Annotated in this window: 22 protein-coding genes; 9 read left to right on the top strand and 13 right to left on the bottom strand. The window is 72.5% G+C overall.

Translation table 11 applies throughout. The annotated features are described in order from the left end of the window. Nucleotides 1-311 precede the first annotated feature (311 nt). Nucleotides 312-1,334, bottom strand: coding sequence for a GlxA family transcriptional regulator (locus tag ACIO3R_RS36350; RefSeq protein WP_402111275.1), 1,023 nt, complete (start codon nt 1,332-1,334; stop codon nt 312-314). A 74-nt stretch (nt 1,335-1,408) separates the two neighbouring features. On the opposite strand from ACIO3R_RS36350, the gene ACIO3R_RS36345 reads away from it, so the two are divergent. Beyond that, on the top strand, nt 1,409-1,996 hold the full coding sequence (locus ACIO3R_RS36345; protein ID WP_385040306.1) for a cysteine hydrolase family protein: 588 nt from the start codon (nt 1,409-1,411) through the stop codon (nt 1,994-1,996). 1 nt (nt 1,997) lies between these two features. Here the strand turns inward: ACIO3R_RS36345 and proC are convergent, their stop codons facing one another. From proC to ACIO3R_RS36295, 10 genes are all read right to left on the bottom strand, one after another. After that, nucleotides 1,998-2,807: a pyrroline-5-carboxylate reductase gene (gene proC, locus ACIO3R_RS36340; RefSeq protein ID WP_385040308.1), complete on the bottom strand. Its 810-nt coding sequence runs from the start codon at nt 2,805-2,807 to the stop codon at nt 1,998-2,000. A gap of 84 nt (nt 2,808-2,891) precedes the next feature. After that, the gene (locus tag ACIO3R_RS36335) at nt 2,892-3,656 is read right to left on the bottom strand and encodes an ABC transporter permease (RefSeq protein ID WP_385040311.1); all 765 of its coding nucleotides are present in this window, start codon (nt 3,654-3,656) and stop codon (nt 2,892-2,894) included. Continuing rightward, on the bottom strand, nt 3,653-4,420 hold the full coding sequence (locus tag ACIO3R_RS36330; RefSeq protein WP_385040314.1) for an ABC transporter ATP-binding protein: 768 nt from the start codon (nt 4,418-4,420) through the stop codon (nt 3,653-3,655). The genes ACIO3R_RS36335 and ACIO3R_RS36330 overlap by 4 nt, the downstream gene beginning before the upstream one ends. A gap of 64 nt (nt 4,421-4,484) precedes the next feature. Then, complete coding sequence (locus tag ACIO3R_RS36325) at nt 4,485-5,321, bottom strand: class I SAM-dependent methyltransferase (protein ID WP_402111273.1); 837 nt, start codon at nt 5,319-5,321, stop codon at nt 4,485-4,487. A gap of 59 nt (nt 5,322-5,380) precedes the next feature. Continuing rightward, on the bottom strand, nt 5,381-5,953 hold the full coding sequence (locus ACIO3R_RS36320; RefSeq protein ID WP_402111271.1) for a hypothetical protein: 573 nt from the start codon (nt 5,951-5,953) through the stop codon (nt 5,381-5,383). A gap of 69 nt (nt 5,954-6,022) precedes the next feature. Then, nucleotides 6,023-6,469 carry an acetyltransferase gene (locus tag ACIO3R_RS36315; RefSeq protein ID WP_385040320.1) on the bottom strand — a complete coding sequence of 149 codons (447 nt, stop codon included), beginning with the start codon at nt 6,467-6,469 and terminating at the stop codon, nt 6,023-6,025. Nucleotides 6,470-6,627: 158 nt separating this feature from the next. After that, the gene (gene ilvD / locus ACIO3R_RS36310) at nt 6,628-8,478 is read right to left on the bottom strand and encodes a dihydroxy-acid dehydratase (RefSeq protein ID WP_385040323.1); all 1,851 of its coding nucleotides are present in this window, start codon (nt 8,476-8,478) and stop codon (nt 6,628-6,630) included. A gap of 131 nt (nt 8,479-8,609) precedes the next feature. Beyond that, nucleotides 8,610-9,233: a TetR family transcriptional regulator gene (locus ACIO3R_RS36305; RefSeq protein WP_402111269.1), complete on the bottom strand. Its 624-nt coding sequence runs from the start codon at nt 9,231-9,233 to the stop codon at nt 8,610-8,612. Beyond that, nucleotides 9,230-10,057 carry a sugar phosphate isomerase/epimerase family protein gene (locus tag ACIO3R_RS36300; protein WP_385040329.1) on the bottom strand — a complete coding sequence of 276 codons (828 nt, stop codon included), beginning with the start codon at nt 10,055-10,057 and terminating at the stop codon, nt 9,230-9,232. Before ACIO3R_RS36300 ends, ACIO3R_RS36305 begins: the two co-directional genes overlap by 4 nt. Nucleotides 10,058-10,151: 94 nt before the next feature. Next, a complete protein-coding gene (locus ACIO3R_RS36295) occupies nt 10,152-11,102 on the bottom strand; it encodes a Ppx/GppA family phosphatase (protein WP_385040331.1) in 951 nt (316 codons plus the stop codon). Nucleotides 11,103-11,300: 198 nt separating this feature from the next. Between ACIO3R_RS36295 and ACIO3R_RS36290 the strand changes: the two genes are divergently transcribed. Further along, nucleotides 11,301-12,140, top strand: a complete 840-nt coding sequence (locus ACIO3R_RS36290; protein WP_385034978.1) for a hypothetical protein — start codon at nt 11,301-11,303, stop codon at nt 12,138-12,140. A gap of 27 nt (nt 12,141-12,167) precedes the next feature. Here the strand turns inward: ACIO3R_RS36290 and ACIO3R_RS36285 are convergent, their stop codons facing one another. Then, nucleotides 12,168-14,018, bottom strand: coding sequence for a hypothetical protein (locus ACIO3R_RS36285; RefSeq protein WP_402111266.1), 1,851 nt, complete (start codon nt 14,016-14,018; stop codon nt 12,168-12,170). A gap of 194 nt (nt 14,019-14,212) precedes the next feature. On the opposite strand from ACIO3R_RS36285, the gene radA reads away from it, so the two are divergent. Further along, nucleotides 14,213-15,625 (top strand): DNA repair protein RadA, encoded by a 1,413-nt coding sequence (radA, locus tag ACIO3R_RS36280; RefSeq protein ID WP_402111263.1) that lies wholly within the window; start codon nt 14,213-14,215, stop codon nt 15,623-15,625. A gap of 124 nt (nt 15,626-15,749) precedes the next feature. Further along, nucleotides 15,750-16,874, top strand: coding sequence for a DNA integrity scanning diadenylate cyclase DisA (gene disA, locus ACIO3R_RS36275; RefSeq protein ID WP_363029598.1), 1,125 nt, complete (start codon nt 15,750-15,752; stop codon nt 16,872-16,874). A 60-nt stretch (nt 16,875-16,934) separates the two neighbouring features. Here the strand turns inward: disA and ACIO3R_RS36270 are convergent, their stop codons facing one another. Then, the gene (locus ACIO3R_RS36270; protein ID WP_402111284.1) at nt 16,935-17,738 is read right to left on the bottom strand and encodes a hypothetical protein; all 804 of its coding nucleotides are present in this window, start codon (nt 17,736-17,738) and stop codon (nt 16,935-16,937) included. Nucleotides 17,739-18,244: 506 nt separating this feature from the next. Here ACIO3R_RS36270 and ACIO3R_RS36265 point away from each other — a divergent pair. The 5 genes from ACIO3R_RS36265 to cseC all read left to right on the top strand — a co-directional run bounded on the left by ACIO3R_RS36265 (nt 18,245) and on the right by cseC (nt 22,856). Next, nucleotides 18,245-19,147 (top strand): A/G-specific adenine glycosylase, encoded by a 903-nt coding sequence (locus ACIO3R_RS36265; protein ID WP_385350105.1) that lies wholly within the window; start codon nt 18,245-18,247, stop codon nt 19,145-19,147. Nucleotides 19,148-19,386: 239 nt separating this feature from the next. Then, a complete protein-coding gene (locus ACIO3R_RS36260) occupies nt 19,387-20,025 on the top strand; it encodes a SigE family RNA polymerase sigma factor (RefSeq protein WP_385034987.1) in 639 nt (212 codons plus the stop codon). Next, nucleotides 20,013-20,750 carry a hypothetical protein gene (locus ACIO3R_RS36255; RefSeq protein ID WP_385034989.1) on the top strand — a complete coding sequence of 246 codons (738 nt, stop codon included), beginning with the start codon at nt 20,013-20,015 and terminating at the stop codon, nt 20,748-20,750. The genes ACIO3R_RS36260 and ACIO3R_RS36255 overlap by 13 nt, the downstream gene beginning before the upstream one ends. 10 nt (nt 20,751-20,760) lie before the next feature. Then, entirely contained in the window at nt 20,761-21,468 is a 708-nt protein-coding gene (gene cseB / locus ACIO3R_RS36250; RefSeq protein WP_385034991.1) for a two-component system response regulator CseB, read from the top strand. Beyond that, nucleotides 21,465-22,856, top strand: coding sequence for a two-component system sensor histidine kinase CseC (gene cseC / locus ACIO3R_RS36245; protein WP_385034993.1), 1,392 nt, complete (start codon nt 21,465-21,467; stop codon nt 22,854-22,856). The genes cseB and cseC overlap by 4 nt, the downstream gene beginning before the upstream one ends. Nucleotides 22,857-22,881 lie beyond the last annotated feature (25 nt).

Here is a 22,881-nt window from a genome sequence, read left to right as displayed (position 1 = left end):
TCGCTTTCCAGTTCTTCGCTTTCGCGTTTCCCTTTCCGGCGAGTCCGACTCTATCAGATCCTTTCGGGCCTGATTCCCAGTCAGTGGGGCTTGTCTTCCCGGCCGTTGGGCCGTTCCGACGAGTGAGACTTTAGCGGAATCCAGGCCCCCGACGCTAATCGGGGTCACGTTCCTTCGAACGTGGATTCCTCATTTCGCGAATGCGCACGCACAGGCAGGCGACAGCTGTCGCTCGCTCGTTGTGGTTACTGCGGAATGGCTGTCCGGGGACCGACCGGGGTCGGCGCTCACGTCGGACAACTCGGAGCACATTACGGATGCGGGCCGGGCGTGTCAACCCCGGGTCCTGCCGGGGTGTGGTGGAAGGCCAGGCGGTAGTCACGGGGGCTGGTGGACAGGTGGGTCGCGAAGTGCTGGCGCATGGTGATCTCGCTGCCGAAGCCGGTGCGGCGGGCGACCTCGGGGAGGGGGAGATCGGTGCGCTCCAGGAGCTTCTGAGCTGCGGCGATGCGTTGGGTGATCAGCCAGCGCAGCGGTGCGGTGCCGGTGGTCGCCTGGAAGTGGCGGGCGAAGGAGCGCGGGGACATGCCCGCGCGGGCGGCGAGGCCGGCCACCGTGTGCGGTTCGGCCAGATGTGTCAGGGCGAAGGCCCGTACCGCCGCGAGGGTGTCGGCGTCGCGGTCGGTGTGCGGGGTGGGGTGCTCGATGAACTGCGCCTGGGTACCGGTGCGGAACGGAGCCGTGACCATCGAACGCGCGATCGTCGCGGCGGCCTCCGCGCCATGGGCCGTACGGACGAGGTGCAGGCAGAGATCGATGCCCGCCGCCGTTCCCGCGGAGGTCCAGAGGTTGTCGTCGTGGACGAACAAGGCGTCGGGAACGACCGTCACGCCGGGGTGGTGGGTGCGCAGGAGGTCGGTGAGGTTCCAGTGGGTGACAGCACGCCGGCCGTCCAGGAGCCCCGCCTGGGCGAGCGTGAAGGCGCCTCCGCAGAGGGCGGCGATCGGTGTGGCGCGGGCATGGGCGCGGCGGAGCGCTTCGAGGACCGGGGCGGGTGCCGGTGTCAGGTGGTCGTCGAGGCCGGGGACCACGATCAGGTCGGCGCGGGACAGCCAGGCGAGTGTGCGGTCGGGGGCCAGTGAGAGGCCGCCGCGCAGCGGGATGGGGGCAGAGTCGGCCGCCGTGCGGCGCAGGTCGAACGCGGGGACGTCCCGGTCGGTGCGGTCCACGCCCCAGACCTCCGTGATGACCGAGACGTCGAACGCGCGGATGCCCGGGAAGGAGACGAGCGCGATCCGGGACGGGGCGGCGGTCCTGCTCGGGGGCGTGGCCATGGTGGCAGTAAAGCATCGATCGATGACTTTCCGGCCTCTGGGCCGCCAGGGCCCGGGGCGGCAGCATCGTAGCCATGGATATCGCGGAGAACGCAGCGCTGGTCGTGGTGGACGTGCAGCAGGGATTCGAGGAGGAGGGGTACTGGGGACCGCGGAACAATCCCTCGGCGGACCGGAACATCGCCGGGCTGATCGACGCCTGGCAGGCGGGCGGGCGTCCCGTCGTGTTCGTACGGCATGACTCGCCGAAGCCTGATTCGCCGTTGCGGGTGGGATATCCGGGGAACGCCTTCAAGCCGTACGTGGAGGAGCGGCGCGGAAAGGGCGGTGGGCCCGAGCTGTTTCTGACGAAGAGCGTGAACTCGGCGTTCTACGGGACGCCCGATCTGGGGGCGTGGCTGAGCGCGGGCGGGGTGCGGCAGATCGTGGTGGCCGGGATCCAGACCAATATGTGCGCGGAGACCACGGCGCGGATGGCGGGGAACCTGGGCTACGAGGTGTTCTTCGCGTTCGACGCGACGTACACCTTCGACGGGGCCGGGCCCTGGGGGTGGACGCTCGGCGCGGAGGAGCTGGCGCGGGCCACCGCCGTGTCGCTGCACGGCGGTGGGTTCGCGGAGGTGGTGCGCAGTGCGGAGCTGATCGCGGCCGCCGCGCGCTAGCTCAGCCGTTCCCGGAGGCGAGCTCGCGGCTGCGGTCGCGGGCGGCTTCGAGGGCCGCGATGAGGGCGGCGCGTACGCCGTGGTTCTCCAGCTCGCGGATGGCGCTGATGGTGGTGCCGGCCGGGCTGGTGACGGCTTCGCGGAGCTTGACCGGGTGTTCGCCGCTGTCCCGGAGCATCACGGCGGCGCCGATGGCGGCCTGGACGATCAGGTCGTGGGCCTGGGCGCGGGGCAGGCCCAGCAGGATGCCGGCGTCCGTCATCGCCTCGACGAGGAAGTAGAAGTACGCGGGGCCCGAGCCGGAGAGCGCGGTGGCCGCGTCCTGCTGGGACTCGGGGACGCGCAGGGTCTTGCCGACCCCGCCGAAGATCGCCTCCGCGGTGGCGAGGTGTGCGCCGGTGGCGTGGCTGCCCGCGGAGATGACGGACATGCCCTCGTCGACCAGGACGGGGGTGTTCGGCATGACGCGGACGACCGGGGTGCCCTCGGTGAGGCGGTCCTCGATGAAGGCGGTCGTGATGCCGGCCGCGGCGCTGATGACCAGGCGGTCGGCGGTGACATGGGCGGAGAGCTCGTCGAGGAGGCGGCCCATGTCCTGGGGCTTGGCGGCGAGGATGAGGATGTCGGCGCGCCCGGCGGCCTCGGCGTTGCTGACGGAGTCGACCCCGTAGCGGTTGCGGAGTTCCTCGGCGCGCTCGGAGCGGCGGGTGGTGACCAGCAGGTTCGCCGGGCGCCACCCGGCCCGGATCATGCCGCTGAGCAGGGCCTCGCCGATCTTGCCGGTGCCGAGGACTGCAACTGTCTGGGTCATGCGGTTCACCCTCCGGGCGGTGCCGGCGGTTACGCGGTGCCGGCGGTTCTCGGTGCTCGTGCCCGCCATCCTCGCACCGGCCCGTCAGGTGGTGCGGCGGCGGAGGGTGGCGGCGCCGAGGGTGAGGACCAGGAGCGCGCAGCCCGCCACGATCACGAGGTCGCGGATGAAGTCTCCGGTGAGGTCCGTGTGGTGGAGGACCTGGTTCATGCCGTCGACGGCGTACGACATGGGCAGGACGTTCGAGATCGCTTCGAGGGCGGGTGCCATCCCGTCCCGGGCGGTGAACAGTCCGCAGAGCAGGAGCTGCGGGAAGATCACGGCCGGCATGAACTGGACGGCCTGGAACTCGGACGCCGCGAAGGCCGAGACGAACAGGCCGAGCGCCGTGCCGAGCAGGGCGTCGAGCAGGGCGACCAGGAGCAGCAGCCACGGTGACCCGGTGACGTCCAGGCCGAGGACCCAGACGGAGAGGCCCGTCGCCAGGAGGGACTGGAGGACGGCGACGGCGCCGAACGCGAGGGCGTAGCCCGCGATCAGGTCGCCCTTGCCCAGCGGCATGGCGAGGAGGCGTTCGAGGGTGCCCGAGGTGCGTTCGCGCAGGGTCGCGATCGAGGTCACCAGGAACATCGTGATCAGCGGGAAGATGCCGAGCAGCGAGGCGCCGATGGAGTCGAAGGTGCGGGGGCTGCCGTCGAAGACGTACCGCAGCAGCGTGATCATGACGACCGGGATCAGCAGGAGCAGCGCGACGGTGCGGGGGTCGTGGGCCAGTTGGCGCAGGACGCGGGCGGCGGTGGCGAGGGTGCGGGCGGCGCTGAGGGGTGAGACGGCGGTGGTCGTGCTCATCGGGCGTTCTCCTGACGGGTGGCGGCCGCGTCGACCAGGTGGAGGAAGGCTTCTTCGACGGTGTCGGTGCCGGAGCCGGTGCGCAGTGCCTCCGGGGTGTCGTCGGCGAGGATCTCGCCCTCGCGCATCAGGAGCAGCCGGTGGCAGCGCTCGGCCTCGTCCATGACGTGGGAGGAGATGAGGAGGGTGGTGCCCCGGTCGGCGGCGAGGCTGTGGAAGAGGCTCCACAGATCACGCCGGAGCACCGGGTCCAGGCCGACGGTGGGTTCGTCGAGGACGAGGAGTTCGGGGGTGCCGAGCAGCGCCACGGCGAGGGAGACGCGGGTGCGCTGGCCGCCGGAGAGGGTGCCGGCGAGGGCGGCGGAGTGGCTGGTCAGGTCCACCTCGGTGAGGGCGTGGGTGACGGCTTCGCGGCGGGCCTCCCGGTGTCGGCGGCCCGGCTGGAGGATCGCCGCGAAGTAGTCGAGGTTCTGCCGGACGGTGAGGTCCGTGTAGACGGACGGTGCCTGGGTGACGTACCCGATCCGCGGCCGGAGGGCGGGGTGGCCGGCCGGGCTGCCCAGGACGTCGAGGGTGCCGGTGACCTTGGCCTGCGTGCCGACGACGGCCCGCAGCAGGGTGGATTTGCCGCAGCCGGAGGGTCCGAGGAGCCCGGTGATCCCGCCCCGCTCGACGGTGAAGCCGAGGCCTTTGAGGACGGTGCGGTTGCCTCGTACGACGGTGAGGCCACGGGCCTCGATGGCGACGCCCGAAGAATTCATCATGTGATGAATATTGTCGCGGTGGCATCCTTCCGTCAAGGGCCCCGCGGCCTCCGCGCCTTCCGGTTCAGAGGATGGTCAGGCTCAGCTCGACGACGTACGTCTCCTCCACCGTGCCGTCCGGGAAGCGCCGCGCGAGGTGCTCGCGCTCCTCGGAGAGGAAGTGCCGGGCGCGCTCGTCGCCGAGGATCAGGAACGCGGAGTGGCTGCCGAGGTTGGAGAGGTGGGTGGCCAGCGGGACGCGCCGGGTCCAGGGCACGCGACGGTGCACGAACGTGAGCCCGGCCGGCAGGTCGCGGGGGGACACGGCCGAGCCGTGGGCACCGGCGTTCACCGCCCCGGGCCCGGCCACTTCGGGCAGCTCTGCGGCGAAGAAGGCGAGCAGCCGCGCGCCCTGTTCCGCGACCCAGGCCACGTCGGAGTCGGCGACGTTCCACCACAGGGCCAGCGCACCGCCCGGCCGCAGGACGCGCATGGCTTCGGGGGCGGAGCGGGCGGAGTCGGTCCAGTGCCAGGACTGGGCGTACGTGATCAGATCGGCCGAGGCCGCGGCGAAGGGGAGGTGGTTGCCGTCGCCCCGTACCAGCGGGACGTCCGGCAGGGTCCTGCGCAGTTCCGCCGCCATCCCGGGACCGGGTTCGACGGCGACGACGGCGGCGCCCCGGTCGTGGAGCCGGCGGGTCGAGATACCGGTGCCCGCGCCGACGTCGAGGGTGCGGGCACCTCGCAGGGGCCGGCCGGAGAGTTCCTCGACGACGTCCAGGAGGGCGTCCGGGTAGCCGGGGCGGGCCGCGCCGTACTGGGCGGCGGCGCGGTCGAACGACAGGGCGCGCGGGGGTGCGGGCGAGGGGCGCGGAGAGGACGACGGGATCGGGCCGGAGTCCGGGGTGCTTGTAGTTGCCATGTGACCATCGTGGCCTCGGCAGCCCGGCCGGGGCGAGGGGTTCGCAACGCCGGGGCGCCCTACTTGCGGCGGGCCTTCTTCGCCTTGGCCGTCTTGCGGGCCGCCGGATTCCCGGTCCGGGCGGAGCGCCGCTTCGCGTACCGGACCTGGGCCGCCTCGTACTCCGCTCGCCGGAGCTTCTCGCCCGGCGCCTCGGAGAACGTACGGATGAAGTAGGCGAGCAGCCCGCCGATGAAGCCGATGGTCTTGAGGCCGCGCAGGTTGTCCTCGCGGGCGGGGTCGGCCGGGCGGCCACTGAAGCCCTCCCAGGCCTTGCGGAAGGCGATCGCGCTGCAGACCGCGAACATCAGGACCACCAGGATGCCGACGAAACTGCCGACGTCGGCGATCTCCAGGCCCTGGTAGGCGAACCGCAGCACGAAACAGGAAGCGGCGGCCGCGGCGAGCGAGCCGACGGCGACTCCGACACGGCGCAGACCGTAGTGGCCGTCATGGGCGACCCAGGTCGTGCCGAAGAAGCGGATGGGCTCGGGCTGCGGACCGGGGGCGGTCGCGGTGGCGCCGTCGGGCGCCGTCGCGGACTCGGCGGTGCCGGGCGCGGTGTCGTCGGGGGTCTCGCTGTTCTCGCTCACGAGGTCGATTGTCCCAGGGCCGGGGCGGTGGCGCTGCGACCGCTCTCACGGACGCAGCGCCGTCGTGCGTCAGCCGCAGTGACTCCACGGGCTCGTGTACGAGTACGTACCGCCGCCCACCTCGATCAGGCCGCCCCACTTCACGCAGTGGGTGCCCGCGGCGAGCCGGACCGGGCCCGCGTACGAGGAGTACTTCCCCTGGTCCTTGACCTGCTCCTTGCCGTCCCCGTCCACGTCGAGCCAGGCACCGGTGGTCAGTGCCTGGCCGGCGGTGGCGGAGGCGTGGAAGGTGACGACGCAGTTGTACTTGGTGCTCGCGTTGTAGAACAGGTAGACGCGGGCCAGTTCGACGGACGAGTCCCGGAACGCGTGCGAGTCGATCTGGGTGTACCCGGATCCACAGACACTGGCCGGCGTGACGGCGGCCGGAGCCGCACCGGCCGGGGTGGCGCCGAGGGCCGCGAGGGCGGCGACGGCTGAGGTGATGACCGCTGAGTGACGTACAGAGGTGCGCATACTCCCCCATTCATGATCATGCAGGACGAGGGTGCGAGCCTACTGCGATCACCCGGTCACACGGAGTAGCTCTCGGGCCATGGCGGACGCCCACGGCGGTGCTCCGGGTCCGGACATGGGTCCGGCCCCTCACGGGGAGGGGCCGGACGCGGGGTCGGTCAGCCGAGCCTGGAGACGTCGCGGACGGCGCCGCGGTCCGCGCTCGTCGCCATGGCCGCGTAGGCGCGCAGCGCCGCGGAGACCTTGCGCTCGCGGTCCTTCGGCGCGTACACACCGTTCAGCGCCTCGCGGCGGGTGGCCAGCTCGGCGTCGGGGACGAGGAGCTCGATCGAGCGGTTCGGGATGTCGATCCGGATCCGGTCGCCGTCCTCGACGAGCGCGATCGTGCCGCCGGATGCCGCCTCCGGTGAGGCGTGCCCGATGGACAGGCCCGACGTACCGCCGGAGAAGCGGCCGTCCGTGACCAGTGCGCAGCTCTTGCCGAGGCCGCGGCCCTTGAGGAACGACGTCGGGTACAGCATCTCCTGCATACCGGGGCCGCCGCGCGGGCCCTCGTAACGGATGACGACGACGTCGCCCTCCTTGATCTCCTTACGGAGGATCTTGTCGACGGCGTCCTCCTGCGACTCGCAGACGACCGCCGGGCCCTCGAAGGTCCAGATCGACTCGTCGACGCCGGCCGTCTTCACGACGCAGCCGTCCACGGCGAGGTTCCCCTTGAGGACCGCGAGGCCGCCGTCCTTGGAGTACGCGTGCTCCAGGTCGCGGATGCAGCCGCCGGCCGCGTCCAGGTCGAGGGTCTCCCAGCGCTCGGACTGCGAGAAGGCGGTCGCGGAACGGACGCAGCCGGGGGCCGCGTGCCACATCTCGACGGCCTCCGGGGACGGCGAGCCGCCGCGGATGTCCCAGTTCTTGAGCCACTCGGCGAGTGTGTCGGAGTGCACCGAGTGCACGTCCTCGTTGAGCAGACCGGCACGGTGGAGCTCACCCAGGATGGCGGGCATGCCGCCGGCCCGGTGGACGTCCTCCATGTAGTACGTGCCGCCGGGCGCCACGTTCGGGGCGACCTTGGAGAGGCAGGGGACCCGGCGCGAGACCTCGTTGATGTCGTCGAGGTCGTAGGCCAGCTCGGCCTCCTGGGCGGCGGCCAGCAGGTGCAGGATCGTGTTGGTCGAGCCGCCCATGGCGATGTCCAGCGCCATCGCGTTGTCGAACGCGGCGCGGGTGCCGATGGCGCGCGGCAGGACCGTCTCGTCGTCCTGCTCGTAGTAGCGCTTGGTGATCTCCACGACCGTGCGGCCGGCATCCTCGTACAGCGCCTTGCGGGCGGTGTGCGTGGCCAGGACCGAGCCGTTGCCGGGGAGGGCGAGGCCGAGGACCTCGGTCAGGCAGTTCATCGAGTTGGCGGTGAACATGCCGGAACAGCTGCCGCACGTCGGGCAGGCGTTCTCCTCGATACGGAGCATGTCCGCGTCGGAGACGCTCTCGTCGACCGCGTCGCTGATGGCGTTGATCAGGTCGAGCTTGCGGACCGTGCCGTCGACGAGGGTGGCCTTGCCGGCCTCCATCGGGCCGCCGGAGACGAAGACCGTGGGGATGTTGAGGCGCATCGCGGCCATCAGCATGCCCGGGGTGATCTTGTCGCAGTTCGAGATGCAGATCAGTGCGTCGGCGCAGTGCGCCTCGACCATGTACTCGACGGAGTCGGCGATCAGGTCACGGGACGGGAGGCTGTAGAGCATCCCGGCGTGGCCCATCGCGATGCCGTCGTCGACCGCGATGGTGTTGAACTCGCGGGGCACCGCGCCCGCGGCCTTGATCGCGTCGGAGACGATCCGGCCGACGGGGGCGAGGTGGGTGTGGCCGGGGACGAACTCCGTGAAGGAGTTGGCGACCGCGATGATCGGCTTGCCGATGTCCTCGCTCGCTACGCCCGAGGCCCGCATAAGGGCGCGGGCGCCCGCCATGTTGCGGCCGTGGGTGACAGTGCGGGACCTCAGCTGCGGCATCGTCTCTCGCTCCTTCGACAGTAAAGACTGGTTCCGAGCGTACGCCTCCGGCGCCAGGATGTGGACGGGGTGTCCGGAATCCGGGACCGGGGATTCCGGGCCGGGGCCGCGGGTGCCGGGCGGTGCGCGGGTCAGTCCTCCGTCAGGTAGCGCTGGAGGGTGGGCCCCACCATGGCGATGATCTTCTCCGGGTCCGCCGACGCCAGGGGCTCCGCCCGGATCACGTACCGCAGCACCGCGATGCCCACCATGTGCGACGCGGCCAGTTCCGCGCGGAAGGTCGCGTCGGGGACGTCCACCTGCTCCGCGATCCGGCCCAGCAGGCGCCGCAGCACGAAGTGGCGCAGGACCTTCGCCGCCGCGTCGTGGGTCATCGCCGAACGCATGATCGCGAGCAGGGGGGCCCGGGACACCGGGTTCTCCCACACCCCGATGAAGTAGCGCGCCAGCCGCTCCCCCAGGTCCTCCGTACCGCCGTCGAGGACGTCCGCGATCTCCAGGGCGGGCTCGAAGGAGACCTCGATCGCGGCGGCGAAGACCTCGTCCTTCGTACCGAAGTAGTGGTGGACGAGTGCCGCGTCCACGCCGGCCGCCTTCGCGATGCCGCGGACCGACGTCTTGTCGTAGCCGCGCTCGGCGAACTCGGTGCGGGCGGCCTCCAGGATGCGGGTGCGGGCGTCGGGGCCGGCCGTCGCCTCGGTGCGGGAGGGGCGGCCGCGCCGTCTGGGGCTCGCGCCGCCGTCGCCCGTCGTCATGGGCGCGGCATCCGGGCGGAGGACGACGCGAGGTGCAGCCGGGTGAAGGCCAGCGCCTCGGCGAGGTCGGCCTCGCGTTCCGCGGTGGACATCGCCCGGCGGGTGTTGACCTCGACGACGACATGGCCGTCGAAGCCGGTACGGGCCAGCCGCTCCAGCAGCTCGGCGCAGGGCTGGTCGCCCCGGCCGGGCACCAGGTGCTCGTCCTTGCCCGAGCCCTTGCCGTCGGCGAGGTGGACGTGGGCCAGCCGGTCGCCCATGCGGTCGACCATGGCCATGCCGTCCGTGCGGGCGGTCGCGGTGTGCGAGAGGTCCACGGTGAAGTGCCGGTAGTCGTCGTGGGTGACGTCCCAGTCGGGGGCGTACGCGAGCATCTCCCGGTCCCGGTAGCGCCACGGGTACATGTTCTCGACGGCGAACCGCACATCGGTCTCGTCCGCCATCCGCCAGATCCCGCTGACGAAGTCACGCGCGTACTGCCGCTGCCAGCGGAACGGCGGGTGGACCACGACGGCGGACGCCCCGAGCTTCTCCGCGGCCGCCCGCGCCCGCTGGAGCTTGACCCAGGGATCGGTGGACCAGACCCGCTGGGTGATCAGCAGACAGGGCGCGTGAACGGCGAGGATCGGCACCTGGTGGTAGTCCGAGAGGCGGCGCAGCGCCTCGATGTCCTGGCTGACGGGATCCGTCCAGACCATGACCTCGACACCGTCGTACCCCAGACGCGCGGCGATCTCGAAGGCCGTCGCCGTCGACTCCGGATAGACGGAGGCCGTCGACAGGGCGACCTTCGCATCCGGGACGCGCACCACTGGTTCTGCCACGCAGACAGCGTACGGGCCGCGGTGCGGTGCGCCGAGAGCGTCCGGCGGAAAGTGAGAAGGGCCATGACCCTCCCGCGGCCGTCCGCGGCGCCCGTCAGGCCAGGGCCGCCGCCTCCTGCGCAGGCAGGTGGTCCAGGCGGCGCAGGATGACGCCCTCGCGCAGCGCCCAGGGGCAGATCTCCAGTTCCTCGACGCCCAGGAGGTCCATGGCGCCCTCCGCTACCAGGGCCCCCGCCAGCAACTGGGCGGAGCGTCCGTCGGAGACGCCCGGCAGGCTCCCGCGCTCCTCGACGGTCATCGCGGCCAGCTTCGGCACCCACTCCTCCAGGGCCTTGCGGCTGAGGGTGCGCTGCACGTACAGCCCCTCGGTGGAGCGGGCGGCGCCCGCGATCCTGGCGAGCTGCTTGAAGGTCTTGGAGGTGGCCACGACGTGGTCGGGGCGGCCGAAGCGGGTGAACTCGCCGACGCTGCGGGCGATCCTCGCCCGTACGTGCCGGCGCAGCGCCTTGACCTCCGCCGGGTCCGGCGGATCGCTCCGCAGCCAGCCGGCGGTGAGCCGTCCGGCGCCGAGCGGCAGTGACACCGCGGCGTCCGGTTCCTCGTCGATGCCGTACGCGATCTCCAGCGAGCCCCCGCCGATGTCCAGGACCAGCAGCTTGCCCGCCGACCAGCCGAACCAGCGGCGGGCGGCGAGGAAGGTGAGCCGGGCCTCCTCCGAACCGCTGAGGACGGTGAGGTCGACGCCCGTCTCGTCCCGCACCCGGGCCAGCACGGTGTCGGCGTTGCTCGCCTCCCGTACCGCGGAGGTGGCGAACGCCAGTACGTCCTCGCAGCCCTTGTCCTCGGCGGCCTGGGCCGCGTCGGCGATCGTCGCCACCAGCCGGTCCAGGCCGAGCGGGCCGATCGCGCCGTCCTCGTCGAGGAGTTCGGCCAGGCGCAGCTCCGCCTTGTGCGAGTGCGCGGGCAGCGGGCGGGCGCCGGGGTGCGCGTCCACCACCAGCAGATGAACCGTGTTCGACCCCACGTCGAGGACTCCGAGTCTCATACGACGAACGCTACTGCGCCGGTCGGTTCGGACCGACCGGCGCATGGGGGTGGAGGAAGGAGCGGGGCCGGGTGCGCGCGGCCGCGCGGCGGCGGACCGAGGCAACGCGGAGCGTCGTCGGGGGACGACAACGTCGCAGGTGCGCGCACCCGGCCCCGCGACGCCGCCCCATGCGCCGGTCGGTCTTACTCTGGGCGCGTGCCAAAGACGAAAAAGGCGAAGCCGGACAAAGTCACGAAGAAGCAGAAAACGAAGCAGGAGATGCGGCAGCCGGAGACAGAGGGACCCAACGGGTCCGACGAGACGGGGATCGACTTCGCGCGGGCGTGGGTGGAGTTCCCGGACCCCGCCGACGACGAGCAGGTCTTCCGCTGTGACCTGACCTGGCTGACGTCCAGGTGGAGCTGCATTTTCGGCAGTGGCTGCCAGGGCATTCAGGCCGGTCGCGCGGATGACGGGTGCTGCACGCTGGGCGCCCACTTCTCGGACGAGGACGACGAGAAGCGGGTGGCCGGTCATGTCGCCCGGCTGACCCCGGACCTGTGGCAGTTCCACGGGGTGGGTACGGAGTCGGGCTGGGTCCAGACCGACGACGACGGGGAGCGCCAGACGCGGCGCTGGGAGGGTTCGTGCATCTTCCAGAACCGGCCCGGCTTCGCGGCGGGGGCCGGCTGCTCGCTGCACATCCTGGCGCTGCGGGAGGGCAAGGAGCCCCTGGAGACCAAGCCGGACGTGTGCTGGCAGCTGCCGGTCCGCCGTACGTACGACTGGATCGACCGGCCCGACGACACCCGGGTGCTCCAGGTGACGATCGGTGAGTACGACCGCAGGGGCTGGGGTCCCGGCGGTCATGACCTGCACTGGTGGTGCACCTCGGCGACGTCGGCGCACGGGGCCGGGGAGCCGGTGTACGTGTCGTACCGCCCCGAGCTGACCGAGCTGATGGGCAAGGAGGGGTACGACCGGCTGGTCGGGCTGTGCGAGGAGCGGCTCTCCTCGCTGCTGCCGATGGCACCCCACCCGGCCGACCCGGCGTAGCCCCGGGTCCCGCCGGGCGGCGGCGCCTCAGTTCGCCGGCGGCGGGACGCTCGGGCTCTTTCCCGGGCCGGTCGGGGCCGACGGGCCGGGTGACTGGCCCGGCCCGCCCGGGTCCGTCGGTGCCGTGGGGTCCGTCGGGCCGGGTGTCGGGTCGGTCGGGTCCGGTGCCGGGTCCGTGGGGTCCGGTGAGGACGTCGGCGGGGCGGGCGGGCGCGGACGGAGCGAGCCGCCCGGCCGCGAGGGGTGCGGACCGCCGCCCGACGGGCGCCTCGCGCCGTCCCCGTGGATCGCGACGACCGACCCCGACGGGGCGAGGGCGACCCGCGCGGTCCAGCGCGAGGCCGGTTCGCGCCCGTGGTCGACGAGGACGCGGAGGGTGACGGAGCCGCCCGCGGCGAGCTTCCCGGACGCGCTGCTGAGGCGCAGCCAGGACGCGGGGGTACGGGCCGACCAGGCGACCGGGCCGGCCTTCGACGCGGTCAGCGTGATCATCGTGGTGCCGCCGGAGAGGCGCGCCTCGACGGTGAGCCCGCCCGCGCGGTGCCGCCCGGCGTCCGGGCCCGCCTCCGTGTCCACGCTGATGACCTCGGCCGAGACGTCCGGGAGGCCGTCGTCGTCCGTGAAACGGGGGCCGGACTCGGGGGTGGCGTTGCCCGCGTTCTCGTAGCGGTCGTACGGGTCGCCGCCGCTCCCGTCCCTCTCGGTCGCGGTGACCGAGGACCCGTCGTGTCCCTCACCGGTGAGCGGTGCGCCCCGGTAGGCGGACCACAGGGCGATCACCGGGGCGGCGACGACCGTGGCGACCACCGTCGTCGTCATGAACCTCGACCGCAGCCGGTCCCGGCGCGCGGCGTGGTCCTTGGGGTCCATCGGGAAGCCCGCCCGGTCGAACCGCGGAGTGGCGGACCGATTCTTCTGATGCTTCTGGGCATGAATCATGGCCACGTACGCGGACGGGCGCGGCGCCTCGACGACCGCCAGCGCGGCGGCCGTGGTGACGGCGGCGCCCGGCCAGGGCCCCTCGGCCCCGGCCCGCTCGGCGGCGCGGCGGCAGCGGGGGCAGTCGTCCACGTGCCGTACGAGCTCGCGGCGCAGGGGGGCGGAGAGCAGCACGCGCCGGTCGCCGGTGAGCCTGCCCGCCGCGGGGCAGCCGCCCGACTCGACGACGGCGAGCGCGGCCCTGGTCCGCTCCACCTCGCAGGCGGCCGCGGCCAGGAGTTCCCTGGCCGCGGCGGCCTCCAGACCGAGGACGGCGGCGACCGCGACCGGGGCGAGCCGGTGCCGTACCGCGAGCTCCAGCGCCTCTCGCTGCTCGGGAGTGGTGCCCGCGGCCTCCGGCCAGGCGAGCTGGGCCAGTTCTCGGCGGTGCGCCTCGGCGGCGGCGGGGGTCTCCGGTGCGGGCGCGGAGCGGGTCGGTGCGGCGGGGGACCTGGGTGCGTGGGCGGCCACGGGAGAGGGGGGCGTACGCCGTCCTGCGCGCACTCCCTGCACGGCCGGGGCGGGGGCGCGGTGACTCTCCGCCGCCGACTGGCCGCGCGCCCGGGGCTTGTCGTGCTGACGGTGCGCCTGACGGCCCTGCTTCTGCTCGGTGAGCCTGCGCAGGCACGTCCACCTGGCCAGCGCGTACAGCCAGGTTTTACGTTCCTCCTCGTCCGTGGGACACCGTCCGCCCTGCCGTTCCGCCAGCGCGAGCACCCCGCCGAGCGCGTCGGTGGCGGCGTCGTGGTCGCAGAGCACGGAGAGGCAGTAGGTGAACAGGCCGTCGAGGTGCGGCTCGTAACGGGCAGGCGGCTTCTTCGGTGAGGAGTGGGGCGCACGGTGTTGCGTCCGGTGTGCGCCGGGGGTGCTCGCGGGGATCTCCAGCCTGCTGCTCGTCACCTTGCGACCGTAGGCAGGACGGGGCACGGCCCTGGCGCCCCTTGAGTAGATTTAACCCTTACGGGTGAATGTATCGCGTGAAAGCGGACGGGATCGGACAGGATTCCCCGATTCCGCGGCGGAAAGGGGCGTGCGCTCCCCCCGGCCGCACCGCGCCGGACGGCACTGTCCGAGGTCACCTATACGGTGGCGCCATGGCTGCCCGTACGAAATCCGCGAAGGACCGGCCGTCCTACCGCTGCACGGAATGCGGCTGGACGACCGCCAAGTGGCTCGGCCGCTGCTTCGAGTGCCAGGCGTGGGGGACGGTCGAGGAGTTCGGCGGCGCCCCCGCGGTACGGACGACAGCGGCCGGCCGTGTCTCCACCGCCGCCCTCCCCATCGGCCAGGTCGACAGCCGGCAGGCCACCGCCCGCTCGACCGGTGTCGGCGAGCTGGACCGGGTGCTGGGCGGCGGGCTGGTGCCCGGCGCCGTCGTCCTGCTGGCGGGCGAGCCGGGCGTGGGCAAGTCCACGCTGCTGCTGGACGTGGCGGCCAAGGCCGCGAGCGACGAGCACCACACGCTCTATGTCACCGCGGAGGAGTCCGCGAGCCAGGTCCGGATGCGCGCCGACCGGATCCGGGCGATCAACGACCATCTGTACCTGGCCGCCGAGACCGACCTGTCCGCGGTCCTCGGCCATCTGGACGCGGTCAAGCCGTCCCTGCTGGTCCTGGACTCCGTGCAGACGGTGGCCTCGCCCGAGATCGAGGGCGCGCCCGGTGGCATGGCGCAGGTCCGGGAGGTCGCCGGGGCACTCATCCGCGCCTCCAAGGAGCGCGGCATGTCGACCATCCTGGTCGGTCACGTCACCAAGGACGGGGCGATCGCCGGGCCCCGGCTGCTGGAGCACCTCGTCGATGTGGTGCTGTCCTTCGAGGGGGACCGCCATGCCCGGCTCCGGCTCGTGCGCGGCGTGAAGAACCGGTACGGGGCGACCGACGAGGTCGGCTGCTTCGAGCTCCACGACGAGGGCATCACCGGCCTCGCCGATCCCTCCGGGCTCTTCCTCACCCGCCGCGACGAACCCGTGCCCGGCACCTGTCTGACCGTCACCCTGGAGGGCAAGCGCCCCCTGGTGGCCGAGGTGCAGGCGCTCACGGTCGACTCCCAGATCCCCTCACCCCGGCGCACCACCTCTGGTCTCGAAACGTCCCGGGTGTCGATGATGCTGGCCGTACTGGAGCAGCGCGGCCGGATCAGCTCGCTGGGCAAGCGGGACATCTACAGCGCCACGGTCGGCGGCGTGAAGCTCACCGAGCCCGCCGCGGACCTCGCGATCGCGCTGGCCCTGGCCAGTGCGGCGAGTGACACACCGCTGCCCAAGAATCTTGTGGCGATCGGCGAGGTGGGGCTCGCGGGCGAGGTCAGAAGGGTCACCGGGGTCCAGCGCAGACTGGCCGAGGCGCACCGTCTGGGCTTCACGCACGCGCTGGTTCCGACCGATCCGGGGAAGGTCCCGGCCGGTATGAAAGTCACGGAAGTCGCCAACATGGGCGACGCGCTCAGCGTGCTCCCGCGCCGGTCTCGTGCACAGGCCCCACAGGAGGACGGCGCACGCCGGTAGACTTTGCCCTGGTCTCGCCCGTCCGTACGAACGGTATGAGGGACGTGGGGTGTTCCGTTCGGATCGGACCTGATCCGGACGAGAGGCCCAAAGGGCACCGCAAACCTGTGACCGGAGGAGTGCAGTGGCAGCCAGCGACCGGGCAGCATCGCCCGGAAAGTCCGGCCAAGGCACCGGTAACGAGGCGCTGATGCGCGCCTCGTTGACCGCCGTCGCGCCCGGAATGGCCCTGCGGGACGGCCTGGAGCGCATTCTCCGTGGCAACACCGGCGGGCTGATCGTGCTCGGCATGGACAAGATCGTCGAGTCGATGTGCACCGGCGGCTTCGTGCTGGACGTGGAATTCACCGCGACCCGGCTGCGCGAGCTGGCGAAGCTCGACGGGGCGCTGATCCTCGACAAGGACATGACCAAGATCCTGCGGGCCGGCGTGCAGCTGGTCCCGGACGCCTCCATCCCCACCGAGGAGACCGGCACCCGCCACCGCACGGCGGACCGGGTCTCCAGGCAGTGCAGTTTCCCGGTGGTCTCGGTCTCGCAGTCGATGCACCTCATCGCGCTGTACGTGCACGGGCAGCGCCGGGTCCTGGAGGAGTCCGCCGCGATCCTCTCCCGCGCCAACCAGGCACTCGCCACGCTGGAGCGGTACAAGCTCCGGCTCGACGAGGTCGCGGGCACGCTCTCCGCCCTGGAGATCGAGGACCTGGTGACCGTCAGGGACGTGACCGCCGTCGCGCAGCGCCTCGAGATGGTGCGCCGGATCGCGACCGAGATCGCCGAGTACGTGGTGGAGCTGGGGACCGACGGCCGGCTCCTCTCGCTCCAGCTCGACGAGCTGATCGCGGGTGTGGAGCCGGAGCGCGAGCTGGTGGTGCGCGACTACGTGCCGGAGCCGACCGCGAAGCGGTCGCGCACGGTGGCGGAGGCGCTCACCGAGCTGGACGCGCTGTCCCACACCGAGCTGCTCGAACTCCCCGTCGTCGCTCGGGCACTGGGGTACAGCGGCTCCCCGGAGACGCTGGACTCCGCGGTCTCGCCGCGCGGTTTCCGGCTGCTGGCGAAGGTGCCGCGGCTGCCCGGGGCGATCATCGACCGGCTCGTGGAGCACTTCGGCGGCCTGCAGAAGCTGCTCGCGGCGAGTGTGGACGATCTCCAGACGGTGGACGGGGTCGGCGAGGCGCGGGCGCGCAGTGTGCGCGAGGGCCTGTCGCGGCTGGCCGAGTCGTCGATCCTGGAACGGTACGTGTGACAACGGCTCCCGGGCGCCCTTCGGGGGCGCGCGGGAGCCGTCGAGGCGTTCGGGGCCGGGTCAGTCCTTCGCGAGGACGAACGAGGCGCGCTGCACGGGCTCGCCCGGCGCCTTGGCCTCGACCAGGTACGTGCCGGGTCCGGCGCTCCCCGGCGGCGGCGTGGCGCACTTCGGGGCGCTCTTCGCGCGGTTCCACTCCACGGTGTGCACGACGGTCGCGCCCGCCGGGACCTTCAGCAGCACGGCGGCCGCGTTGCGCGGGCAGTCCTTGGAGGACCACACCTCGTCGTCGTCGCCACCGGCCTCGGTGACGGTGAGTACGGCGCTCTTCGGGCCGAAGTCGGCCTTGCACGCGGTGGAGCCGGTGTTCTTGGCGATCAGCCGGAACTTCGGCTTCTCGCCGGGTGCGTAACTGACGTCGCTCTTCAGGGTCAACCGCAGTGCGCCGGGGGTGCAGTCAGGGATCGACGTGCCGGCCGGGAGCCGCTGTCCGGCTGTGACGCCGCTGCCGCCGGCGCCGCCCGAACCGGAGCCGGAACCGCCGTCGTTGCCGCCGTCCGAACCGGAACCGGCCGTGCCCGAGGCGCCGTTGCCGCCGCCCGCGCCGCCGGAACCCGCGTCCGAGCCGCCGCCGCTGCCGCCGCCCCCGCCGGAGTCACCCGACTCGTCGCGCCCGCCGGGCTGTTCGCTGATGGCCGGGCCGGAACCGGAGGGTCCAGGCGTGATCGCGTCGGTGGGACCGGAGCCGGGGGCCCTGGAGTCGTCGTGATCCCCCTTGCCGCCACGGGAGGTGACGGCCCATACGACCAACAACGCGAGCAGCGCGATCAGCGTCGCCGCTACTGCCCTCCGTCGCCAGTAAATGGTGGAGGGAAGCGGCCCGATCGGATTACGCAGAGATCCCACGGCGCAAACTGTACGAGAGATCGGCCCCAACTCCCGCCCCACCCGCCGCCCTGATCGCCAAGTTTTGCGGATCATCATCCCGGGACGGCCCGTTCTCGCTCCCGCTGTCCACGGGACGGCCGTCGCGATGATCGCCCAACGTGATCACAGGGGTTGGATACCTACCCTCCGTCACCTGGTGGTCCATATCTGAACGGAACCCCGGAACAGAAACCCCGAACAGAAACCCCGGAACGGAAACCTGGCCAGAAACCTGGCCAGAAGCCTGGCCGGGGATCCGGACGGGAAACCGCAGGGTCGCACGGAGGCCGGGCCGCCGGACCCGATGCGGCCAGTTGCCGGGCCGGAGGTCCGGTGGCGTGGGGACAGACGGGTGGCACTATCACTCCAAGGGCTCTTATGAGGGGCGACACCCCCGTGCACCGGTCCGTCGTCTGCCCTTCCGTGCCAGGATCGGACGTGCGATGACTGCCACGACAGCGACACAGACGCCCCCCGCCTCCCTCCACACCCCCGTCATCGGGTGGTTCGACCAGCACGCCCGCGATCTGCCCTGGCGCCGCCCCGAAGCGGGCGCCTGGGGCGTGATGGTGAGCGAGTTCATGCTGCAGCAGACCCCCGTCAACCGGGTGCTCCCGGTCTACGAACAGTGGCTGGCCCGCTGGCCGCGCCCCGCCGACCTCGCCGCCGACCCTCCCGGCGAGGCGGTCCGCGCCTGGGGCCGGCTCGGCTACCCCCGGCGGGCGCTGCGGCTGCACGGGGCCGCCCAGGCAATAACGGAACGACACGGCGGCGACGTACCGAGCGAGCACGCCCAGCTGCTCGCGCTGCCCGGGATCGGTGAGTACACGGCGGCGGCCGTGGCCTCGTTCGCCTACCGGCAGCGGCACGCCGTCCTCGACACGAACGTCCGCCGGGTCTTCGCACGGGCCGCGACCGGCATCCAGTACCCGCCGAACGCGACCACCGCCGCCGAGCGCAAGCTCGCCCGCGCGCTGCTGCCCGAAGAGGACGAGCGGGCCGCGCGGTGGGCCGCCGCGACGATGGAGCTCGGAGCCCTCGTCTGCACCGCGAAGAACGAGGACTGCGCGCGCTGCCCGATCGCGGAGCAGTGCGCCTGGCGGCTGGCCGGGAAGCCCGCGCACCAGGGGCCCCCGCGCCGCGGCCAGACCTACGCCGGTACGGACCGGCAGGTGCGCGGCCGGCTGCTCGCCGTGCTGCGCGAGTCGGTGACACCGGTACCGCAGTCGGCGCTGGACGCCGTGTGGGAGGAACCGGTGCAGCGGGCCCGCGCGCTGGACGGCCTGGTCGCCGACGGCCTCGTCGAACCGCTGGCGGGCGGCCAGTACCGGCTGCCGCTGACCTGACGGCCGGGCGGGTCTCCCCCCGCCCGGCCCCGGGTGCGACCCCCTTTCCGCACCCCCGGAGGGGCCTCTTTGCCCCACTCCTCCTGTGCTGTTACACAACCGATGGGCAGCCGTGCGTCGGCGTATGGCTGCTCCGCACAGCCTCGTGACAACCGCTCCGTAGCGTCACCGACGTCAGCCCGACGACCAAGCGGCTGGCAGCGGTACTACGGGGTTCCACGGGGACGGAGGCGGTTGTTATGGCGCAGGGCGAGGTGCTCGGATTCGAGGAGTACGTGCGTACCCGGCAGGAGGCGCTGCTGCGCAGCGCACGCCGGCTGGTCCCCGACCCCGTGGACGCGCAGGACCTGCTGCAGACCGCGCTGGCCCGCACCTACCGGCGCTGGGACGGCATCGCCGACAAGTCCCTCGCCGACGCCTATCTGCGCCGCGTCATGATCAACACCCGGACCGAGTGGTGGCGGGCCCGCAAGCTGGACGAGGTCCCCACCGAGCAGCTCCCCGACGCCAGCATCGAGGACGGCACCGAGCAGCGTGCCGACCGCGCCCTGCTGATGGACGTCCTGGGCGTGCTGGCTCCCAAGCAGCGCAGCGTCGTCGTGCTGCGACACTGGGAGCAGATGAGCACGGAGGAGACCGCGGCGGCGCTCGGCATGTCGGCCGGTACGGTGAAGAGCACGCTGCACCGTGCGCTGGCGAGGCTGCGCCAGGAGCTGGAGAGCAGGGAAGAGGCGGGCCGTGCGGCCCGGATCCGCGAGGACCGGGAGCACAGTCCGGCCGTCCGTGCCGCGGCGGCTCCGGTGCGGCCCCGGACACGGTCCGGGGCGCCGGGGATCGGGCGTCATGACGAGCGGGGGCGGGAGCGGTGCGCGGCCTGACAGGCAGCGGTGACGGCGGCGGAAGCGGCGGCGCGGTCACCGGCGGGGGAAGCGGGAGAGGGACCGGCGCCGGAGGCAGACGGTTCCCGACCGGATGGGCGGCGAGCAGTACGGCTCTGGCCGGGCTCGCCGTCATCGGGCTGTTCGCCGTCAGTTGCTCCACCGGTGGCACCGGTACGCGCGACGAGGGCCCGGCGGGCACCCAGCCGGTCGCCCGGATCACGCCGACCCCCACGACGCCGTCCCGGGCGAGGCCGATCCCCCGGGTCGACGCGGTGGCCCTGCTCAAGGCGGATCCGAAGGTGAGCGAGCGGGTCAGGACGGACCTGAAGGCCTGCACCGGTGACGAGTACCCGGTGGACACCTCGTACGGGAAGCTGACCGGCGGCCCCGCGGCCGATGTGGTCGTGAACGTGATGACCTGCGGTGACTCGGTGGGCGTCGGCACCTATGTGTACCGGTACCGCGACGGCGCGTACGAGAACGTGTTCGCCACCGAGCAGCCCGCGGTCTACGGGACCATCGACCGCGGTGACCTGGTGGTGACGACACAGGTCTACGGGAAGAAGGACTCGGTCGCCTATCCCTCGGGCGAGGAAGTGATCACGTACCACTGGGCGAACACCCGGTTCAGCGAGCAGGACCGGGTGCACAACGACTTCAACCGAGCCGTCGGCGCCGGGGAGGGGGACTTCCCGGAGCCCACGGAACCGACGAAGAACTGAGAGCTTTCCGATGGCCGAGACCCATGTCCTGTTCGTCGAGGACGACGACGTCATCCGCGAGGCCACCCAGCTGGCGCTGGAGCGGGACGGCTTCGTGGTCACCGCGATGCCCGACGGTCTCCGGGGCCTCGACGCGTTCCGGGCCGACCGGCCCGACATCGCCCTGCTCGACGTGATGGTGCCCGGACTGGACGGGGTGAGCCTGTGCCGGCGCATCCGGGACGAGTCGACGGTTCCCGTGATCATGCTGTCGGCCCGCGCCGACTCGATCGACGTGGTGCTCGGCCTGGAGGCCGGGGCCGACGACTACGTCACCAAGCCCTTCGACGGCGCGGTGCTGGTGGCCCGCATCCGCGCCGTGCTGCGACGCTTCGGCCACGCCTCCGGCGGTGGTCCGGGCGGCGGCGCCGGGGCGGAGGCCGGGCCGGAGGGCGGGGTGCTGGTCTTCGGCGACCTGGAGATCGACACCGAGGGCATGGAGGTGCGCAGGGCCGGCGAGCAGGTGGGCCTGACTCCGACCGAGATGCGGCTGCTGCTGGAGTTCTCGTCCGCGCCCGGCACGGTGCTCTCCCGCGACAAGCTGCTGGAGCGGGTCTGGGACTACGGCTGGGGCGGCGACACCCGGGTCGTGGACGTCCATGTGCAGCGGCTGCGTACGAAGATCGGCCAGGACCGGATCGAGACGGTCCGCGGCTTCGGCTACAAGCTCAGGGCATGAGGCGGCCCGCCCTGCGGACGAGTGTCCGCTGGAAGATCAGCATCGCGATCGCGGCGGTCGGCGCCCTGATCGCGGTCGCGCTGAGCCTGGTCGTGCACAACGCGGCCAGGGTCTCGATGCTGGAGAACGCCCGCGAGGTCCAGCTGGAGCGGCTGACCTACGCCCAGCTGCTCTACGAGGCGAAGAAGACGAAGAAGGCCGATCCCCGCTTCGGCGCGAAGCTCAACGACCCGACGATGCCGAAGAGCCTGCGTCAGGAGACCCGGAAGAACCGGCGTGCCACGCACGTGGAGGACGGCGGCGGGGTCCCGGACGTCTGGGCGGCGGTACCGCTGCCCCATGGCAACGTGCTCTCGCTGCACACCCGGTTCGCCGACCGTTCCACCACGATCATGGGCGATCTCGACCGGGCCCTGGTCATCGGATCGGTCTCGGTGGTCTTCGGCGGCTGCGCGCTGGGGGTGCTGATCGGCGGCCAGCTGTCGCGGCGGCTGCGCAAGGCGGCGGCCGCGGCCGGGAAGGTCGCGCAGGGCAATACGGAGGTCCGGGTCAGGGACGCCGTCGGCGGCGTCGTCCGGGACGAGACCGATGAGCTGGCCGGTGCGGTGGACGCCCTGACGGACGCGTTGAACGAGCGGATCGAGGCCGAGCGCCGGGTCACCGCGGACATCGCACACGAGCTGCGCACCCCGGTGACGGGGCTGCTGACGGCGGCCGAGCTGCTGCCGCCGGGCCGCCCCACGGAGCTCGTACGGGACCGGGCGCAGGCGATGCGCACGCTGGTCGAGGACGTGCTGGAGGTGGCCCGGCTGGACAGCGCGTCCGAGCGGGCCGAGTTGCAGGAGGTCGCGCTGGGCGACTTCGTGAGCCGCCGGATCGCGCTGCTGGACCCGGAGGTGCGGGTCCAGGTGGTCCACGAGTCGTGGGTCAGCACCGATCCGCGCCGGCTGGAGCGCATCCTGGGCAATCTGCTGGGCAACGCCGCCAAGCACGGCTCCACCCCGGTGGAGGTCACGGTCGAGGGCCGGGTGGTGCGGATCCGCGACCACGGTGCGGGCTTCCCGGCGGCGCTGCTGCGTGAGGGCCCGAGCCGGTTCCGTACCGGCAGCACCGACCGGGCGGGCCACGGTCACGGCCTCGGGCTGACGATCGCGGCCGGTCAGGCGCGGGTGCTCGGTGCCCGGCTGACCTTCCGCAACGCCGCCCCCGAGGGCGCGGCCAAGGGGACCGGCGGCGCGATCGCCGTGCTGTGGCTGCCCGAGCACGCGCCGACCGACACCGGCAGTTACCCGATGCTCCAGCTGGGCGAACAGCGCGGCCCCGAGCCGGACGGCAGGACGGCCGCCGACAGCGGGAGCCGGGCGAAGGGCGAGCGGCCGGACCGCTGAGCCGGACCGGCGCGGCAGCGAGGAG

The organism is Streptomyces sp. NPDC087428 (assembly GCF_044744085.1).
In the GTDB taxonomy this organism is placed as follows: domain Bacteria; phylum Actinomycetota; class Actinomycetes; order Streptomycetales; family Streptomycetaceae; genus Streptomyces.
This window is presented reverse-complemented; position numbering and strand designations above follow the sequence as displayed.

Coding starts and splice junctions, on each gene's coding strand:
- ACIO3R_RS36350 (WP_402111275.1), bottom strand. CDS start 1,334: ATGGCCACGCCCCCGAGCAGGACCGCCGCCCCGTCCCGGATCGCGCTC.
- ACIO3R_RS36345 (WP_385040306.1), top strand. CDS start 1,409: ATGGATATCGCGGAGAACGCAGCGCTGGTCGTGGTGGACGTGCAGCAG.
- proC (WP_385040308.1), bottom strand. CDS start 2,807: ATGACCCAGACAGTTGCAGTCCTCGGCACCGGCAAGATCGGCGAGGCC.
- ACIO3R_RS36335 (WP_385040311.1), bottom strand. CDS start 3,656: ATGAGCACGACCACCGCCGTCTCACCCCTCAGCGCCGCCCGCACCCTC.
- ACIO3R_RS36330 (WP_385040314.1), bottom strand. CDS start 4,420: ATGATGAATTCTTCGGGCGTCGCCATCGAGGCCCGTGGCCTCACCGTC.
- ACIO3R_RS36325 (WP_402111273.1), bottom strand. CDS start 5,321: ATGGCAACTACAAGCACCCCGGACTCCGGCCCGATCCCGTCGTCCTCT.
- ACIO3R_RS36315 (WP_385040320.1), bottom strand. CDS start 6,469: ATGCGCACCTCTGTACGTCACTCAGCGGTCATCACCTCAGCCGTCGCC.
- ilvD (WP_385040323.1), bottom strand. CDS start 8,478: ATGCCGCAGCTGAGGTCCCGCACTGTCACCCACGGCCGCAACATGGCG.
- ACIO3R_RS36305 (WP_402111269.1), bottom strand. CDS start 9,233: ATGACGACGGGCGACGGCGGCGCGAGCCCCAGACGGCGCGGCCGCCCC.
- ACIO3R_RS36295 (WP_385040331.1), bottom strand. CDS start 11,102: ATGAGACTCGGAGTCCTCGACGTGGGGTCGAACACGGTTCATCTGCTG.
- radA (WP_402111263.1), top strand. CDS start 14,213: ATGGCTGCCCGTACGAAATCCGCGAAGGACCGGCCGTCCTACCGCTGC.
- ACIO3R_RS36265 (WP_385350105.1), top strand. CDS start 18,245: ATGACTGCCACGACAGCGACACAGACGCCCCCCGCCTCCCTCCACACC.
- ACIO3R_RS36260 (WP_385034987.1), top strand. CDS start 19,387: ATGGCGCAGGGCGAGGTGCTCGGATTCGAGGAGTACGTGCGTACCCGG.
- cseB (WP_385034991.1), top strand. CDS start 20,761: ATGGCCGAGACCCATGTCCTGTTCGTCGAGGACGACGACGTCATCCGC.
- cseC (WP_385034993.1), top strand. CDS start 21,465: ATGAGGCGGCCCGCCCTGCGGACGAGTGTCCGCTGGAAGATCAGCATC.